This is a genomic window from Kitasatospora sp. NPDC028961, from assembly GCF_055564815.1.
In genome coordinates, this window is the sequence record NZ_JBVHVO010000046.1 from 13,584 (window position 1) to 32,044 (window position 18,461).

Annotated in this window: 6 protein-coding genes; 3 read left to right on the forward strand and 3 right to left on the reverse strand. The window is 73.1% G+C overall.

The features are described 5' to 3' along the window. Positions 1–50: 50 nt before the first annotated feature. From ACZ4UX_RS36515 to ACZ4UX_RS36525, 3 genes are all read right to left on the reverse strand, one after another. Positions 51–2,609, reverse strand: coding sequence for an FtsX-like permease family protein (locus ACZ4UX_RS36515; protein WP_465709802.1), 2,559 nt, complete (start codon positions 2,607–2,609; stop codon positions 51–53). Next, complete coding sequence (locus ACZ4UX_RS36520; RefSeq protein WP_329488967.1) at positions 2,603–3,346, reverse strand: ABC transporter ATP-binding protein; 744 nt, start codon at positions 3,344–3,346, stop codon at positions 2,603–2,605. The genes ACZ4UX_RS36515 and ACZ4UX_RS36520 overlap by 7 nt, the downstream gene beginning before the upstream one ends. Positions 3,347–3,584: 238 nt before the next feature. Beyond that, positions 3,585–4,601, reverse strand: a complete 1,017-nt coding sequence (locus ACZ4UX_RS36525) for a helix-turn-helix transcriptional regulator (RefSeq protein WP_329488966.1) — start codon at positions 4,599–4,601, stop codon at positions 3,585–3,587. A gap of 572 nt (positions 4,602–5,173) precedes the next feature. Here ACZ4UX_RS36525 and ACZ4UX_RS36530 point away from each other — a divergent pair. The 3 genes from ACZ4UX_RS36530 to ACZ4UX_RS36540 all read left to right on the forward strand — a co-directional run. Next, a complete protein-coding gene (locus tag ACZ4UX_RS36530) occupies positions 5,174–5,395 on the forward strand; it encodes an MbtH family protein (RefSeq protein WP_329488965.1) in 222 nt (73 codons plus the stop codon). Between the two features lie 98 nt (positions 5,396–5,493). Next, entirely contained in the window at positions 5,494–10,161 is a 4,668-nt protein-coding gene (locus tag ACZ4UX_RS36535) for an amino acid adenylation domain-containing protein (protein ID WP_465709803.1), read from the forward strand. A 2-nt stretch (positions 10,162–10,163) separates the two neighbouring features. Further along, a partial coding sequence (locus tag ACZ4UX_RS36540) for an amino acid adenylation domain-containing protein (protein WP_465709804.1) occupies positions 10,164–18,461 on the forward strand: 8,298 nt, incomplete at its 3' end.

Here is an 18,461-nt window from a genome sequence, read left to right on the forward strand (position 1 = left end):
GCCGGGAACTCCGATGGAGTTCCCGGCACTTCGAACCGCTGGCGGGGTGGTCAGGCCGAACCGGCGGCCCCGCGCAGGATGCCCTGGCCGTCCCGGTCGCGCAGCGCGAGCGCGGCCGGCAGCACCGCCGAGACGAGCGCGATGGCCGCGCAGCAGGCGGCGAGCACGCCCATCGTGCCCCAGGGCACCATCGCGGGCGTCGGGCCGACCAGGTTGGTCAGGGCCGCCCAGGAGCCGCCGATGCTGATCGCGGTACCGAGCAGGCCGAGGAACGTCCCGGCCGCCACGCACAGCATCGTCTCGACGGCGACGGTGCGCAGCACCTGGGCCTTGGTGGCGCCGGCCAGGCGCAGCAGCGACAGCTCCTTCCTGCGGTCGGCGACGGTCATCACCAGCGAGTTGGCCAGCGCGATGGCCGCGTAGCAGATCGCCAGGCCGAGGATCATCAGCAGGGCGTTCCAGGAGGCCTCCTCGTTGCTGTCGGTGGCCGCCGACCAGGTCTCCTCCGAGGTCGCGAGCTTGGCGCCCAGCCCCTGCACTGCCGTCCGCAGGGCGTCGGCGGCCTGCTGCCGGTCGGTGCCGGGCAGCACCCGCAGGTGGATCTGGCTCGCCAGGGCCTGGCCGCCGACCCCGCCGGTGACGGCGTTGTGCCCGGTCACCCAGGCCTGGACCGTCTCGGCGCCGGTGCCGAGGACGGCGGCGACCCGCAGGGTCCGGGGGGTGCCGTCGGCCAACCAGACCGGGACTTGCTGCCCGGTCCGCGGCGAGCCGGGCCAGGTGCGGCTGAGCACGATCGAGTCGGGGCCGAGGTCAGCCAGCGAGCCCTCGACGACCGGGAGCCGGTCGACCTCGGCCAGCGCGGCGGCGTCCGCCGTCGCGGCGGGGAAGGCGACCAGGGCCTGGCCGTCCTGGTCGGCCATCACCAGGGTCGGGGTGATGACCAGGCTCCGCACGCCGGGGACGGCGCGCACCCGGTCCACCACGGTCCGGCTCAGCCCGGGCGTGCCGGCCGGTGCGACGACGAAGTCGGTGGCGGCCAGCTGGCCGCGGACCTCGGTGACCTTCGAGCGGTTGATGGTGTCGACGCTGCCGAGCAGGCAGCCGGCGAAGGCGACGACCAGCACCACCGGGGTGGTGGTGGCGGCGGTGCGCCGGAAGGCCGTCAGCGCGCTCTGCCGGGCGGTGGCCCAGACGATGCCGCCGCCGTCCTCGGCGGGGCGGCCGCCCAGCCGGGCCGAGAGCGTGGGCAGCACCGTCAGCAGCCGGATCACCGGGGTGGCCAGCACGCCCGCGAGCAGGACGCAGCCGCCGACGACGGCCAGCAGCAGTCCGAGCGAGTCGGCGGCGCTGGCCGCGGCGTCGGGCCAGGTCCGGGCCACCACCACGAGCGCCGCGATGCCGCCGCCGAGCACGAGCAGGCCGCTGATCCAGCGGACCGCCAGGGCGACCCGCGAGCGCCGCTCCACGTCGGCCTCCATCAGCGCCTCGCCGGGGCTGACCAGTCCGGCCTTGAACGAGGAGAGCACCACGCCGGCCATCGCGGTCAGCAGTCCGATCAGGGCCGCGACGAGCAGCCCCCACCAGCTGATCGGGACGGTGAAGTCGGCCGGCACCATGTCGTGGTCGATCAGCCAGCGGCCGGCCAGCGGCGCCCCGACCGCACCGAGCACGCAGCCCGTGACGGAGGCCAGCAGGCCGACCAGCAGGGCCTCCCGGTTGACCAGGGTGCGCAGCTGCTTGCGGGTGGCGCCGATCAGGCGGAGCAGGGCGAGCTCACGGCGGCGCTGGGCGATCGACAGCGCGAAGGTGCCCGCGACCACGAACACCGCGGTGCCGCCGGAGACCGCGGCGGAGAGCCCGAGCGGGGTCTGCACGTTGTCGAGCTGACCGGCGACGTCGATGTGGTGCGGGTCCAGCTGGCTGCGCTCGGCACCGGTCAGCACCCGGGCGGTGGTCGCGCCGCCGGCGCCGGCCACCGCCTGGCGGACCGCGTCGACGGGGCCGAAGGCGGCCAGCACGCCGACGGCGGGGCAGAAGCGGGCGGCCTGCGCGTCGGTGAAGAAGACGGCGTGCTCGAACGGCTCCGCCTCGGTGACGCCGGAGACGGTCGCGCTGTGCAGGCCGTCAGCGGTGACGTACTGGACGCGTCGGCCGACCTGGTCGGGGCTGCCGCCGCCGATGACGATCTGCTCGTCGGTGCTCGGCGCCGAGCCGGCGGTCAGCCGGTAGCCGCCGAGCTCCGCACTGGACCAGGCGCGTCCGACCTGGTCGTGCGGGCCGTCCGCGAGCTGGGCGTAGAAGGTGCGGTCCTCGACCGTCCGGCCGGTGGCGGCCACCGCGGCGATCAGCTCGGCCGGCAGGCCCTGCTGCTTGGCCACCGGGGTCGGGGAGACGTCGCCGTCGTCCCGCCTGAAGTCCAGGGTGTGGAAGGCGGACACCAGGACGGGGGCCTGCGAGAAGCGCTGGCGTTCCTGGTCGGGGATGTCCGAGGTGGCGGCCATGACCAGGATCGAGGTCGCCATCAGGGCGACACCGCAGGCCAGGGCGACGAAGCTGCCGACGAACGAGGCCCAGCGCAGCTTGATGGTGGCGAGGGCGAGGCTCAGCATGCCACGGCCTCCAGCGCGGTCATCCGGGCGGCGACCTGCTCGGCGGTGGGCCGCTCCAGCGAGCCGGCCAGCCGGCCGTCGCGGAGGAAGACCACGCGGTCGGCGTAGGAGGCGGCGACCGGGTCGTGGGTGACCATGACCACGGCGCGGCTGGGCTCGTCGGCCATGGAGCGCAGCAGGGCCAGGACCTCGCGGCCGCTCTTGGTGTCCAGGGCGCCGGTCGGCTCGTCGGCCAGCAGCACCGCGGGGCGGGTGATCAGCGCGCGGGCGATGGCCACCCGCTGCTGCTGGCCGCCGGAGAGCTCGCCCGGCCGGTGTCCGGCCCGCTCGGCGAGGCCGACGACGGCCAGCGCGGCGGTCACCTCGGAGGGCGCGGGGTGCCGGCCGGCCAGCTTGGCCGGGAGCGCCACGTTCTGCGCCGCGGTCAGGGCGGGCAGCAGGTTGAAGGACTGGAAGACGAAGCCGATCTTCTCCCGGCGCAGCACGGTCAGGTCGTTGTCGCGCAGGCCGCCCAGGGCGGTGCCGTCGACCCGTACCTCCCCCTGGTCGATCGGCTCCAGGCCCGCGGCGGACCGCAGCAGGGTCGACTTGCCGGAGCCGGAGGGGCCCATGACGGCGGTGAAGGTCCCGAAGGGGAATCCGACACTCACGTCGTCCAGGCCGACGACCGGCTCGGGTCCGCGTCGGTAGGTCCGGCAGACCGATCGGAGTTCAACGGCAAAGTCCGTGGCGTTCATAGTCTCAGCCCATCAGTCGGGGTGGGTGCGGCTCAATGGCCTGGGATTCAGTCCCGGGGTATGGCTGGCTACACCCCCGGTGGCACGGGGCGGCCGGCCCGGCCCGCGAGGACGGGGATGCGGCGGGTTGGGTTCCCCCGGGGCGCGGCACCGGCGTTCCCGCCCCGGGCCGGACGCCGACGCTCCCGACCGGGCCGAGCGCCGCCGGCCCCGGGTGCGGGTCCGGCGGCGGCCGGTGTCAGGAGAGCAGGGCGGGATCGACCCAGCCGTGCTGGAGCGCCATCATCCCGGCCTGGAACTTCGTCTTGGCGCCCAGCTGGGCGGCCAGCTCGGCGGTGCCGCGCCGTACGGTGCGGACCGAGACGCCGAGCCTGCGGGCGATCATCTCGTCGGTGGCGCCCTTGGCCAGCAGGACCAGGATGGCCTGCGATCGCGGGGACAGTTCGGGCTGTTCCCGGCCGACCGGCGCCTCCGGCTCGGAGGCGACCGGCAGGGAGCTCTGCCAGACCCGCTCGAACAGTTCGCACAGCGCGCCGACCACTCCGTGGCCGCGCAGCACGAGGGCGCCCCTGCGGGTCTCCTCGGGGTCCACCGGAACAATAGCGGTGGACCGGTCATAGATCACCATGCGCGGCGGAAGCGTCGGCGCGACGCGCACCTGGGCGCCCTGCTCCGTCAGCCAATGAGCATACGCAATGGTGTTGTTGTCGTTCTTGATGCTCTCCAGGTAGATCGAGCGCAGCCGCACCCCGCCGCGCAGCACCCGCAGGTCCAGCGGGCGGCTGGCCTCGATGTTCGCCTCGGACATCACCCCCGAGGTGACGAAGCCCAGCACCTCCTCGGTGCAGCCGGTCGCCAGCGACTCGATCCGCAGCCGGATCGAGTCGATCCCCTCCAGCACCTCGACGTCCGCGCTCTTGCGGGAGGACCGGGTCAGGTTGGCGTACTCGGCGACCACCTCGACGAGGTCACGACGGCCCTGCTCGATCTCCAGCAGGCGCCGCTGGAGCTCGGCCTCCCGGCGGTCGAGCAGATAGCGCAGCCCGACCTCCGGTTCCACCGGCTTCAGCACGCCCGGGTCCTGCCAGGACGGCCTCAGCAGCGCGAGGCGGGCGAGCTCGTCCAGGGACGAGCGCACCCGGGCCTCGGTCCAGCCGAGCCGGCCGGCGATGTCGGCGGGTCCGCTCTGCGGATCCTTGAGCATTTCTTTGTAGACCGAACCGGCCTCGGCACCGAGGCCCAGCTTCTCCAGCATTGCCGTGAATCCAATTGTCCAGGGAGGGTGATCTGATGGCCCGTCAAGAATCAGTCGACATTGGACAGTCGGAATGCGAAGAGGCTGGACACAGACGTGGTCTGATCACGCGAAGCAGGTCTGACATGGTGAAACGTCCCCCGAGGAATCTCTGAACTTCTTCACACGGGGGCCTTGAATATGGCTGCCCCCCGGCTGGGCCGAGCCACGGAAATGTCACTCCCTGCACGCCCCCGGTCGAGTTTCTGTCATCGAATGACATGAAGTCAAGTAATGGACACCCAGGGTGGCGGAAGGGCATTTTTCGGCCACCGCAACCCACTCGATATAAGCAATCGTGATTTCCACCACGCCCCGGACCGCCCCGATCCGGGGCCCGCGCACCCCTCGTGACCTGCGCCGGAAGGCACGCCGACGGCCGGATCCGGCGGTATAGAGCGTCTATAGCGGGCCACCGCAGACTTCCCGGGCAGTCGGACGAGTGTGCGGGCAGCCGGCCCGCCCAACAGCTCGGCCGTCCCGTGCATCCAGCCGCCCATGGCGGCACCGGCCTCAACCGACCTGGGAGCGTCATGGCTGAGCAGATTGTCGACGAGCAGAGCTACCTCGTGGTGCTCAACGACGAGGAGCAGTACTCGATCTGGTGGGCGGACCGCGCCCTGCCGGACGGCTGGCGGGCCGAGGGCACCGGCGGCACCAAGCAGGAGTGCCTCACCCGCATCGGCGAGGTGTGGACCGACATGCGCCCGCTGAGCCTGCGCACCCGGATGGCCGCCCAGGCCGCCGCCAACTGAACGACCCCGCTCTCCCGCGGCGGCCCCCACCGGCCGCCGCGGGAGAGCGCGCGTCGTCGTACCGCCCACCCCACCGTGACACCGAGCGAGGAGCTCTCGTGACCCCGCGGCCTTCCCTGCACGACCTGATTGCGAGCTCGACCCGCCGGGCTCCCGACGCCATCGCCGTGTCCGACCACCAGGACCGCGCCGACTACCGCCGGCTCGACGAGCACGCCGGCCGGCTGGCGCACTTCCTCGCCGAGGCGGGCATCGCGCCCGGCGGCGTCGTCGGCGTGCGCCTCTCCCCCGGGGCGGCGTTCGCGCGGACCGCCCTCGGCGTCTGGCGCGCCGGCGCGGCCGTCCTGCCCCTGCCCGCCGACCTCCCGCTCGGCGCCCTGCCCGCCCGGGTGGAGCTCGTCCTCACCCTGGACGAGGACGCGCCCGAGCGGCACGGCGCCGCCCGGGTCGTCGGCCCCCGCGCGCTGGCGCGGGACCTCGCCGACCGGCCCGCCGACCACCCCGGCCGACCCGCCGGGCCGACCGACGCCGCCTGGCTGCGCCACGACCCGGCCACCGGCCGCACCCTGGTCCTCGACCAGGCCGCCGTACTGCACCAGATCGACTGGCTGATCGAGGAGTTCGGCCTGGAGCCGGGCGACCGGGTGCTCTGCGCCGGCGGCACCGACGGCTGGTTCGCCCCGCTGTTCGCCGCCCTGGCCGCCGGGGCCACCGCCGTCCCGGTGAGCGACCCCGCCGGCCTCGCCGCCGTCGCCGCCGAGCAGCGGGCCACCGTACTGGCCGGCGCGCCCGCGCTGCTCGCCGCCGCCGACCTGCGGCCCGGCACCGCCCCCCGCCTGGTGCTCGCCGCCGGCGCCGGGCTGACCGCCGGCACCGCGCGCGCCCTGACCGCCGCCGGCGCCGAGGAAGTGTGCAGCGTCCACCTGCTCGACGGCGCCCTCGCGGTGACCGCCCACACCGTCGACCCGGACCGCACCGGCCCGAACACCCTGCTCGGCCGCCCGATCGACCGGATCCCGCTGCTCGTCCTCGACGAGTACGGCGACCTCGTCCCGCCGGGCGTCCCCGGCCGGCTGAACGCGGCCGGCCTCGGCGCCGGCACCGGCTACCTCGGCGACCCGCGCACCACCGCCGAGCGGCTGCGCCCCGCCGTCTACGGCACCGCCGGCAGCCGCATGCACGCCACCGGCGACCTGGTCCGCTGGCAGGGCGACGGCGTCCTGGAGCTGCTCGACGAGGCCGACCGCCCGCAGGCCGCGCCCGCCGACACCGCGCCCGGCCGCCCCGCCCACGTCGCCCCCGTGACCGCCGTCGAGCGGACCGTGGCCCGGATCTGGTCCGAGCTGCTGGAGGTGGCGCAGGTCGGCCTGGACGACAACTTCTTCCAGCTCGGCGGCTACTCGCTGATCATGACCGAGCTGGCCAAGCGCCTCCACGAGGCCACCGGCACCCCGATCGTGCTCGCCGACCTGTTCGGCGCGGTCACCGTCCGCGAGCAGGTCGCCCTGCTCGCGGACGCCCGGCCGACCGCCGCCGGCATCACTCCGGTGCCCCGCGACCGGCCGCTGCCGCTCTCGTACGGCCAGCGCCGGATCTGGCTGCTCGACACCATGGAGCCCAGCCCGGAGTGGACCGCCCCGCTGTTCCTGCGGCTGCCCGGGGACGTCGAGGCCGACACCGTCCGCCTGGTGCTCGACACCCTCGCCGACCGCCACGAGGCGCTGCGCACCCGCTACACCGTCGTCGACGGCGAACCGCTCCAGGAGATCGGCGAAACCCTGCCGATCGAGCTGCGGTGCGCCGAAGGCAGCCGCGAGCGGATCGTCGAGCTCTTCCGCGAGCAGTTCGAGACCGGCTTCGACCTCGCCTCCGGCCGGCTCTGGCGCGCCACCCTGGCCCGCACCCCCGCCGACGGCGACGAGCAGCTGCTGCTCGTCACCATCCACCACATCGCCTGCGACGGCTGGTCGGCCGCCGTCCTGGAGGAGGAGTTCCACCAGCTGTGCGCCGCCCTGCGGGCCGGCGTCACCCCGCGGCTGCCCGCCGTCCCGGTGCAGTACGCCGACTACGCCGGCTGGCAGCAGGAGTGGCACTCCAAGGAGCGGCTGGCCGACGAGCTCGACTACTGGCGCACCGCGCTCGACGGGCTCGTCCCGCTGGAGCTGCCCGCCGACCACCCGCGCCCCGCCAAGCGCGACCCGCACGGCGACGTCGTCACCTTCGACATCCCGCAGCACCTGATGGCCGCGGTCACCGACCTCGGCCAGAGCCGCGAGGCCACCCCGTTCATGACGCTGCTGACCGCCTTCGGCACCGTGCTCGCCCGGCTCAGCGGCCAGTGGGACGTGGTGATCGGCACCCCGGTCGCCGGCCGCACCCGGCCCGAGGTCGACCGCACCGTCGGCTTCTTCCTCAACTCGCTGGTGCTGCGCTGCCGGCTGGCGGAGGGCCTGACCTTCACCGAGGCCCTGGAGAAGGTCCGGGTGGTCTGCCGCGAGGCCTTCGCCCACCAGAACCTCTCCTTCGAGCACATCGTGGACGAGCTGCGCCCCGAGCGCGACCAGTCCCGCACCCCGCTCTACCAGGTCGCCTTCAACCTGCACGACGGCCAGCTGATCGGCGGCATGCCCGACCGCGCCGACATCGACTACCTCCACCCGGCCCGCCAGGTCGCCAAGACCGACCTCACCCTCTACGTCCGCAGCGAGGCCGACGGCACCTGGAGCGGCGCCTTCGAGTACACCGACGCGCTGTTCGAGCGGACCACCGTCGAGCGGCTGGCCGACCACTTCCTGCGCCTGCTGGAGTCCGTCACCGCCGAGCCCGCCGTCACCCTCGCCGCCGCCGGGATCATGGCCGAGCGGGACCGCGAGCAGCTCACCGGCTGGGGCACCGGCGAGCACGCCGACTGGCCGGCCGGCACCACCCTCGACCTGTTCGAGGAGCAGGCCCGGGCCACCCCCGACGCCGTCGCCGTGATCGCCGGCGAGACCCGGCTGACCTACGCCGAGGTGGACGAGCGGGCCAACCGCATCGCCCACCACCTGATCGCCCTGGGCGCCGGCCCCGACACCGTCGTCGGCCTCTGCCTGGCCCGCGGGCCGGAGCTCGTCCCCGCCCTGCTCGGCATCTGGAAGGCCGACGCCGCCTACCTGCCGCTGGACCCGTCGCTGCCCGCCGAGCGGCTGCGCCACGTCCTCTCCGACTGCCGCTCGCCGCTGCTCGTCACCACCTCCGACCAGGCCTCCGCCACGGCGGGCCACCAGGGCGCCCTCGTCCTGCTGGACGCCGACCGCGCCGCCGTCGAGGCCCGCCCGGCCGAGCGGCCCGCCCGCTCCGGGGACCCGGAGCTGCTCGCCTACGCGATCTACACCTCCGGCTCCACCGGCCGCCCCAAGGGCGTCATGGTGCACCACCGCGGCCTGGCCAACCACCTGCGCTGGGCGGCCCGCGACCTGACCGGCGCCGAGGGCGGCGCCCCGCTGTTCAGCTCCATCGCCTTCGACCTGCCGGCCACCAACCTGTACGTGCCGCTGATCACCGGCCGCGCGGTGCACGTCCTGCCCGCCGACCTGGACCTCGCCACCCTCGGCGAGACGCTGCTGGCCGGTGCGCCCTACGCCTTCGTGAAGCTCACCCCCGGGCACCTCGAACTGCTCACCGACCAGCTGACCGACGACCGGATGTCGGCACTGGCCCGGCTGGTCCTGGTGGCCGGCGAGGAACTGCCCGCCCGCCTCGCCAACCGCTGGCTCACGGCCCTCGGCCCCGGCCGGCTGATCAACGAGTACGGACCGACCGAGGCCTCGATCGGCTCCACCGTGCACCCCGTCGACCGGCCGCAGGCCGCCGCCGTACCGCTGGGCGGCCCGCTGCCCAACACCACCACCCTGGTGCTGGACCGGTCCGGCCGGCCCGTCCCGGTCGGCGTCGCCGGCGAACTCCACGTCGGCGGCGAGGGCCTGGCCCGCGGCTACCACGGCCGGCCCGAGCTGACCGCCGAGAAGTTCGTCCCGAACCCCTACGGCCCGGCCGGCTCCCGCCTCTACCGCACCGGCGACCTGACCCGGGTGCTCTCCGACGGCAGCATCTCCTTCCTCGGCCGCATCGACACCCAGGTCAAGCTGCGCGGCTACCGCATAGAACTCGGAGAGATCGAGGCCGTACTGTCGGAGCTGGCACCGGTCCGCGACGCCGTGGTGATCGTCCGGGAGAGCACCACCGGTGAGAAGTCGCTGGTCGGCTACCTGGTCACGGACGGCACCGGGCCCGTCGACCTCGAACCGGTCAGGGCCGCGCTCGCCGAGCGCCTCCCCGACTACATGGTCCCGTCGGCCCTCACGGTGATCGACCGGATCCCGCTCACCGCCAACGGGAAGGTCGACCGCCGGGCCCTGCCCGACATCGACGCCGGGGACGACGGCTTCCAGCCGCCCACCACCCCCACCGAGGAGCGGATCGCCCAGATCTGGGCCGAACTGCTCGGACTGCCCCGGGTCGGCGTGCAGGACAGCTTCTTCACGCTCGGCGGCCACTCCATCCTGGCCATCCGCATGACCTCCCAGCTCCAGGACGAGTTCGACATCGACCTCTCCATCGGCACCGTCTTCGCCCAGCCCACCGTCGGCCGTCTGGCCGCGGCGATCGAGGACCAGATCAGGGCCGAGATCGAGCAGCTGAGCGACTCCGAGATCGCGGAGTCGGACCTCTTCGCCCCCAGCACCGCCACGGCCGGCGCCGCCGCCACGAACTCCAAGGAGAACTAGGAATGAACACCGGCGACATGAAGTCGACCAAGCAGGACGTGGCAGCGCAGCGCGAGGAGCTGCTGCGGCGCCGGCTGGCCGGCAAGCGGGGCGGTCGCCGGTCCCTGATCACCACGGTTGATCGGGACCAGCCGCTGCCCGTCACGTTCGGTCAGCAGCAGATGTGGTTCCTCAACCGCCTGGAGCCCGACAGCGCCGAGTACCTGGTACCGCTGGCGCTGCGGCTCGACGGGACGCTGGATCGCGCCGCCCTGCGCGCGGCGTGGACGGAGATCGTCGCACGCCACGAGATCCTGCGGACCCGCTACCTGCTGGCCGGCGAGGAGCCGGTCCAGATCGTCGACGCTCCCGCGGCCCCGCCGTTCCCCGTCGTGGACCTGGCGGACGTCCCCGTCCAGGACCGCGAGGCGCGGGCCCGGGAGCTCGCCGAGCAGGAGATCGTCACCCCGTTCGACCTGGAGCGCGACTGGCCGGTCCGTGCCCGGCTGTTCGCCCTCGCCGAGGACCGGCACATCCTGGTCGTCACCTTCCACCACATCGCGTGCGACGCCTGGTCGATGGGCGTCTTCGCGGAGGAACTCGGCGCCCTGTACACCGCGTTCACCGCCGGCGCGCCCTCCCCGCTCGCCCCGCTGCCGGTCCAGTTCGCCGACTTCGCCGCCTGGCAGCGCAAGGAGCTGAGCGGTGACGTGCTCGACCGCCAGCTCGACTACTGGCGCGGCCGGCTGTCCGACGTCCCGGTCATCGACCTGCCCACCGACCGCCCCCGCCCCGCCCGCCGCGAGTCCGCCGGCGACGCCGTCACCTTCACGATCCCGGCCGAACTCGCCGAGCGGGCCCAGCGGGTGGCCGCCGAGAACGACGTCACCCGGTTCGTCGTCCTGCTCACCGCCTTCCAGTCGCTGGTCTCCCGCTACACCCGCACCACCGACATCCCCGTCGGCGTCACCGTCTCCGGCCGCGCCCGCCCCGAGCTCCAGCGGCTGATCGGCTACGGCATCAACGTCGTGGTCAACCGCCTCGACTGGCAGGGCGACCCGACCTTCCGCGAGCTGCTCGCGACCGGCCGCCGCACCATGCTGGACGCCTACGAGCACCAGTCCGTGCCGTTCGCCCGCCTCGTCGACGAGCTGCAGCCGAAGCGCGACCTCTCACGCACGCCGCTGTACCAGGTCGACTTCATCCTCCGCGAGCACCAGGCGCCCGCCTTCGAGCTGCCCGGCCTGACCGTGCGCCCCGAGTCCGCCGACCGGATCGCCAAGGTCGACCTCACCCTGGACATCACCGACGGCGTGAACGGGCCGCTGGAGGCCCGGCTCTGCTTCGCCACCGCCCTCTTCGACCGCGGCACGATCGAGCGGATGGCCGCGCACTACCTGAACCTGCTGGCCGGCCTCACCGCGACGCCGGACGCCCGGCTCTCCGCGATCGACTTCCTGCCGGCCGCGGAGCGTGAGCTGCTGCTCGACACCTGGAACACCTCCGTCGAGCAGCCGGTCGAGGACTGCGTCCACGAGCTGTTCGCCGCCCAGGCCGCCCGCACCCCGGACGCCATCGCGCTGACCAGCGGCGCGTCCCACCTCACTTACGCCGAGCTGGACGAGCGGGCGAACCGCATCGCCCACCACCTGATCGCGCTGGGCGCCGGCCCCGAGCGGATCGTCGGCCTGTCCCTGGAACGCGGCCCCGACCTCATCCCCGCCCTCCTCGGCATCCTGAAGTCCGGCGCCGCCTACCTGCCGCTCGACCCGGCCAACCCCGCCGACCGCCTCGCCTACATGCTGGCCGACGCCAAGGCCGACCTGCTCGTCACCCACTCCGCCCTGGACGAGCTGGAGTTCACGGGCACCCGTGTGTTCGTCGATGTCCACGCGGCGGAGATCAACGCCCGCCCGGCGACCCCGCCGGTGACCGGCGTGCGTCCGGACAACCAGATCTACGTCATCTACACCTCAGGCTCCACCGGCCGGCCCAAGGGCGTCAGCCTCACCCACGCCAACGTCGCCCGCCTGTTCACCGCCACCCGCGACCAGCTCGCCCTCGCGGCGAACGACGTCTGGGCCCTGTTCCACTCCTACGCCTTCGACGTCTCCGTCTACGAGATGTGGGGCGCCCTCCTCCACGGCGGCCGCCTCGTCGTCGTCCCCGCCATGGTCGCCCGCTCCCCCCAGGACATGGCCGACCTGCTCACCACCGAGCAGATCACCATGCTCTGCCAGACCCCCTCCGCATTCCGCTCCCTCGCCACCACCCTCACCACCAGCACCAACACCGGCAGCACCACCGGCACCCTCGCGCTGCGCACCGTCGTGTTCGCCGGCGAACGCCTCGACGTCACCGAACTCACCGACTGGACGAGCACGTTCGGCTGGAACAACCCGGCCCTCGTCAACATGTACGGCCCCACCGAGACCACCGTCTACGCCACGTTCCACCAGGTCACCCCCGCCGAACTCACCGGCCCCCGCCGCAGCGTCATCGGCACCCGCCTCACCGACCTCACCATCCACCTCCTCGACCCCGCCGGACACCCCGTCCCCATCGGCGTCCCCGGCGAACTCCACGTCGGCGGCCCCGCCATCGCCCGCGGCTACCTCAACCGCCCCGAACTCACCGCCGAGCAGTTCGTGCCGGACCCGTACGGCCCCGCCGGCACCCGCCTCTACGCCACCGGCGACCTCGCCCGCTACCTCCCCGACGGCACCATCGACTACCTCGGCCGCATCGACAACCAGATCAAGCTACGCGGCTACCGCATCGAACTCGGCGAGATCGAAACCGCCCTCACCGCACTCGACCACATCCACCAGGCCGTCGCCATCGTCCGCGACGACACCCTCCTCGCCTACCTCGTCACCGACGACACCGGCGTCGACCTCACCACCGTGCGCCGCGAACTCGCCACCACCCTCCCCGAATACATGATCCCCGCGGCGTTCGTCACCCTCGACGCCATCCCCCTCAACAGCAGCGGCAAGACCGACCGCCGCGCCCTCCCGACCCCGAACCTGGACGCCTTCACCACCAGTAACCGCACCGCCCCGCGTACTCCGGTCGAGGAACGCCTCGCCGCCGTCTGGGCCGAGGTCCTCGGCCTCCCCCAGGTCGGTGTCGAAGACAGCTTCTTCGACCTCGGCGGCGACTCCATCCGCGCCGTCCGACTCGCCGGAGCCCTCCGCGCCGCCGGCTACGACATCACGGTCCGCGACGTCTTCGAACAGCGCACCATCGCCGCCATGGCCATCGCGGTCGGCGACGGCACCGGCGAGTCCCTCATCACCACCGTCCAGCCCTTCGCCCTGATCGGCGAGGACGACCGCGCGGCCCTCCCGGCCGACGTCGTCGACGCCTACCCGCTCTCCCAGGTCCAGACCGGCATGCTCGTCGAGATGCTGGCAGCGACCCACGGGCGGAACGTCTACCAGAACATCACCTCCTTCCGCCTTCCGGACCGCCAGGCCTTCTCTCCGGACGCCCTGCGCGGCGCCGTCGAGCTGATCACCGCGCGCCACGAGACGCTCCGCAGCTCGATGCACCTGGACGGGTTCTCGCAGCCGCTCCAGCTGGTGCACGCGACCGCCGGGATCCCGGTCACCGTCCATGACCTGCGCGGCTCGACCGCCGAGCAGCAGGCCGAGCACGGCCGTGCCTTCGCCGCCGCCGAGCACGCCGCCGCGTTCGAGCTCACGGCCGCTCCGCTGATGCGCGTCGCCGCACACCTGGAGTCCGACGAGTCCTGGTACCTGACCCTCACCTACCCGCACGCCATCACCGACGGCTGGTCCGTCAACTCGATGCTGGTGGAGCTCCTGGGCGACTACCAGGCGCTGCGGGACGGCCGCGAGACCGCCGCCCCGGCGCCGCTGCCGGTGCGCTACGCGGACTTCGTCGCCGCCGAGCAGACCGCGCTGGCCGACCCGGCGACCCAGGCCTTCTGGCAGCAGGTCGTCGACACCCACAGCCCGCTGGTCCTGCCCGCCACCTGGAGCGGTGACGCGGGCGGCCGGACCGGTCTGCAGGTGCCGTTCGCGGACCTGGAGGAGGGGCTGCGCAAGCTCGCGGCCGAGGCGAAGACCTCGCTCAAGAGCGTCATGCTGGCCGCCCACCTCAAGGTGATGGGCAGCCTCACCGCCGAGGACGCCTTCCACACCGGCGTCGTCTACCACGGCCGTCTGGAGGCGCCGGGTGCCGACCGGGTGCTGGGTATGCACCTCAACACCCTGCCCTTCCCGGCCAGTCGGGGTGCGAGGACCTGGCGTGAGCTGGTCGAGCGGACCTATGCGACGGAGACGGCCATCTGGTCGCACCGCCGCTACCCGCTGCCCGCCATCCAGCGCGCCGCCGGCAGCAGCGGCGAGCTGGTCTCCGTGATGTTCGACTTCCACGACTTCCACCAGCTGGACGCCGATGAGGTCGACACCTCCGCCGAACTGCGCGAGAGCGCCAACGAGTTCGGGCTGACCGTCATCACCCGTGACGGGCGCTTCCACCTCAGCAGCACGACCGAGGCCTTCGGTGCCGAGGGCCTGGAGCGGTTGGGTGGGATGTACCGGTCGGTGTTGGAGTCGATGGCGGCGGATCCGGAGGGTGACGCGCGTGTGGTGCCGTTGTCCGGGGCCGAGGTGGCGGTGTTGTCGGCGCCGGGGCGTGAGGTGGTGTGGTCGACGGTCAGTGCGCCGGAGGCGTTCGCGGCCCGGGTCGTGGAGTCGCCGGACGCGGTCGCGGTGGTGGTCGGTGATGTGGAGCTGACGTACGGGCAGGTGGCGGAGCGGGCGGCGCGGTTCGGCGCCCTGTTGCGGGCGGCTGGTGTCGGTCCGGAAAGCGTGGTGGGTGTGTGCCTGCCGCGTGAGGCGGATCTGGTGCCGCTGCTGCACGGCGTGTGGCTGGCGGGTGGCGCGTATCTGCCGATCGATCCGGCCCTGCCGGGTGAGCGGATCGACTACATGCTGGCGGACTCGGGCGCGGCGGTGCTGGTCACCGTGAGCGGTCAGGCGGTGGACTTCGCCGGGACGAGGATCGACCTGGACACGGTGGTGCTCGACGAGACGCCGGCCCTTGCCGTGCCGGGCGCGGTGACGGATCCGGAGCAGTTGGCGTACGTGCTGTACACGAGTGGTTCGACGGGGCGTCCGAAGGGCGTGATGATCGGGCACGGTGCGCTGCACAACCTGCTGGCTTCGGTGCGGGACGACCTGGGTGTGCCGGATGGTTCGGTGTGGCTGGCCTCGACGTCGGTGTCGTTCGACATCTCGGGTCTGGAGCTGCACCTGCCGCTGGTCACGGGTGGCCGGGTGGTGCTGGCGCGGGACCACGAGGTGAAGGATCCGGCGGCGCTGATCGCTCTGGTCGGGGCGCATGGGGTGAGTCATGTGCAGGCGACGCCGTCGGCGTGGCGGCTACTGCTGGAGGCGGGTTTCGAGGAGCGGTCGGTCACCGCGCTGACGGGTGGCGAGCCGCTGCCCGGGCACCTGGCGTCCGCCCTGTCGGCGGTCACGCGGCGGGTGGTCAATGTCTACGGTCCGACGGAGACGACGATCTGGTCGAGCTTCTGGGAGGTGCCTACGGGTGCGGGTGCGGTGAGCATCGGCCACCCGTTGGCCAACACCGGCCTGTACGTGCTGGACGAGGGGCTGCGGCTGCTTCCGTCGGGGGTGACGGGTCAGTTGTTCATCGACGGTGACGGGGTGGCCCGGGGCTACCACGGCCGGGCGGACCTCACGGCGGAGAAGTTCCTGCCGAACCCGTATGGCGCGGCGGGTTCGCGGCTGTACGCGACGGGTGACCTGGCGCGGTTCCTGGCGGACGGCAGTCTGGAGTGCCTGGGCCGGATCGACAGCCAGGTCAAGGTCCGCGGTTACCGTATCGAGCTGGGTGAGATCGAGACGGTCCTGAGCGGGTTGGAGCAGGTCCGCCAGGCCGTCGTCACCGTCCACGACGAGGCCCTCGTCGCGTACCTGGTGACCGAGGACGGCAACGCGCCGGACATCGCCGCCGTACGGCGCGAACTGGGCCGGCAGCTGCCCGAGTACATGGTCCCGGGCGCGTTCGTGACGATCGACGCCGTCCCGCTGAGCAACAGCGGCAAGGTCGACCACCGCGCCCTCCCCGCCCCGGACCTGGACGCGTTCGCCACCGGCGGCTACACCGCCCCCCGCACCCCGGTCGAGGAGCGCCTCACCGCGGTGTGGGCCGAGGTCCTGGGCCTGCCCCAGGTCGGCGTCGAGGACAGCTTCTTCGACCTCGGCGGCGACTCCATCCGCGCCGTCCGACTCGTCGGCGCCCTGCGCGCCGCCGGCTACGACGTCACCATCCCCGACGTCTTCCAGCAGCGCACCATCGCCGCCCTCGCGGCCCGGATCGGTGACGGCGCCGGCCACTCCCTGATCACCGCCGTCGAGCCCTTCGCCCTCATCGGCGACGACGACCGCGCGGCCCTCCCGGCCGACATCGTCGACGCCTACCCGCTCTCCCAGGTCCAGACCGGCATGCTCGTCGAGATGCTCGCAGCACAGGGTCGCAACACCTACCACAACCTGAACTCCTTCCTCGTCCCCGACGAAATCCCCTTCGACGCACCGACGTTCCGCCGCGCGCTCGACACCGTGGTGGCCCGGCACGACATCCTGCGCACCTCGATGCACCTGGACGGCTACAGCCAGCCCCTCCAGCTCGTCCACGCCACCGCCGAGGTCCCGGTCGCGATCCACGACCTGCGTGCGCTCGCCGCCGAGGAGATTGCGGCGCGCAAGCAGGAGTTCATGACCTCCGAGCGCGCCCTGGGCTTCGAGCTGGCCGACGCGCCGCTGGTCCGCATCGCCGTGCACCTGGAGTCCGACCAGGCCTGGCGCCTGACGTTCAGTCACATCCATGCCGTCACCGAGGGATGGAGCTACCACACCCTGGTGATGGAGATCCTCGCCTGCTACCGCAGCCTGCGGAACGGCGAGCAGCCGACCGTCTACGAGGTGCCGTCGGTCCGCTACGCGGACTTCATCGCCGCCGAGCAGACCGCACTCTCCGACCCGCAGACCCAGGCCTTCTGGCAGCAGCTCGTCGACACCCACAGCCCGCTGGTCCTGCCGACCTCCTTCGGCACCCCGGACGCCGGTGTCGAGCAGCTGCATGCCCGGGTGCCCTACACGGACATCGAGGACGGCCTGCGTCGTCTCGCCGGCGAGGCGAAGACGTCGCTGAAGAGCGTCCTGCTGGCCGCGCACCTCAAGGTGCTCGGCAGCCTCACCGCCGAGGACGCCTTCCACACCGGCGTCGTCTATCACGGCCGCCTGGAGGCGCCCGGCGCGGACCGGGTGCTCGGCATGCACCTCAACACCCTGCCGTTCCCGACCAGTCGGGGCGCGAAGACCTGGCGTGAGCTGGTCGAGCAGACCTACGCGACGGAGACCGCCATCTGGTCCCACCGCCGCTACCCGATGCCCGCCGTCCAGCGCGCCGCCGGCAGCTCCGGAGATCTGGTCTCGATCCTCTTCGAGTACCTGGACTTCCACGTCGTGGACGAGAACTCCGTCGACCTGGACGGGTCGATGGGCGACGGCTCCAACTCGTTCGCCCTCAACGTGATCGTGCGTGGCGGCCGAATCAACCTCGACAGCATGAGCACCGCGATCGACCGGGCGAACCTGAACTCCCTGGGTGAGCGCTACCGGCTGGTGCTGGAGGCGATGGCCGCCGACCCCAACGGCGACGCGACCCTCTCCCACCTGCCCGAGACCGAGCGCACCCAGCTCACGACCTGGGCCGCAGGCGACTCGGTCGACTGGCCACAGGGCCTGACCGTCGACCTGATCGAGGCGCAGGCCGCCGCGACTCCGGACGCGCTCGCCGTCATCGCCGGCGAGACCCGGCTGACCTACGCCGAGGTGGACGAGCGGGCCAACCGCATCGCCCACCACCTGCTCACCCTCGGCGCCGGACCGGACGTCCTCGTCGGCGTCTGCCTGGAGCGCGGCCCCGACCTCGTCCCCACCCTGCTCGGCGTGTGGAAGGCCGGCGCCGCCTACCTGCCGCTCGACCCGTCCTGGCCCGCCGACCGCCTCGCCTACGTCCTCACCGACACCGCCACCCCGGTGATCGTCACCTCCGCCGCCCTGGCCGACACCGTCGGCGCCCAGTACGACGGCACCCTCGTCGTCGTCGAGCGCGAGCAGGCGACCATCGGCCAGTACCCGGCGACCGCGCCCGAGCGCGCCCTGGACGGCCAGAACCTCGCCTACGCCATCTACACCTCAGGCTCCACCGGCCGCCCCAAGGGCGTCCTCGTCCACCACCACGGCCTCGCCAAC

What these genes read in the sequence shown, in the direction of transcription:
- ACZ4UX_RS36515 (WP_465709802.1), bottom strand. Translation starts at nt 2,609, where the DNA reads ATGCTGAGCCTCGCCCTCGCCACCATCAAGCTGCGCTGGGCCTCGTTC.
- ACZ4UX_RS36520 (WP_329488967.1), bottom strand. Translation starts at nt 3,346, where the DNA reads ATGAACGCCACGGACTTTGCCGTTGAACTCCGATCGGTCTGCCGGACC.
- ACZ4UX_RS36525 (WP_329488966.1), bottom strand. Translation starts at nt 4,601, where the DNA reads ATGCTGGAGAAGCTGGGCCTCGGTGCCGAGGCCGGTTCGGTCTACAAA.
- ACZ4UX_RS36530 (WP_329488965.1), top strand. Translation starts at nt 5,174, where the DNA reads ATGGCTGAGCAGATTGTCGACGAGCAGAGCTACCTCGTGGTGCTCAAC.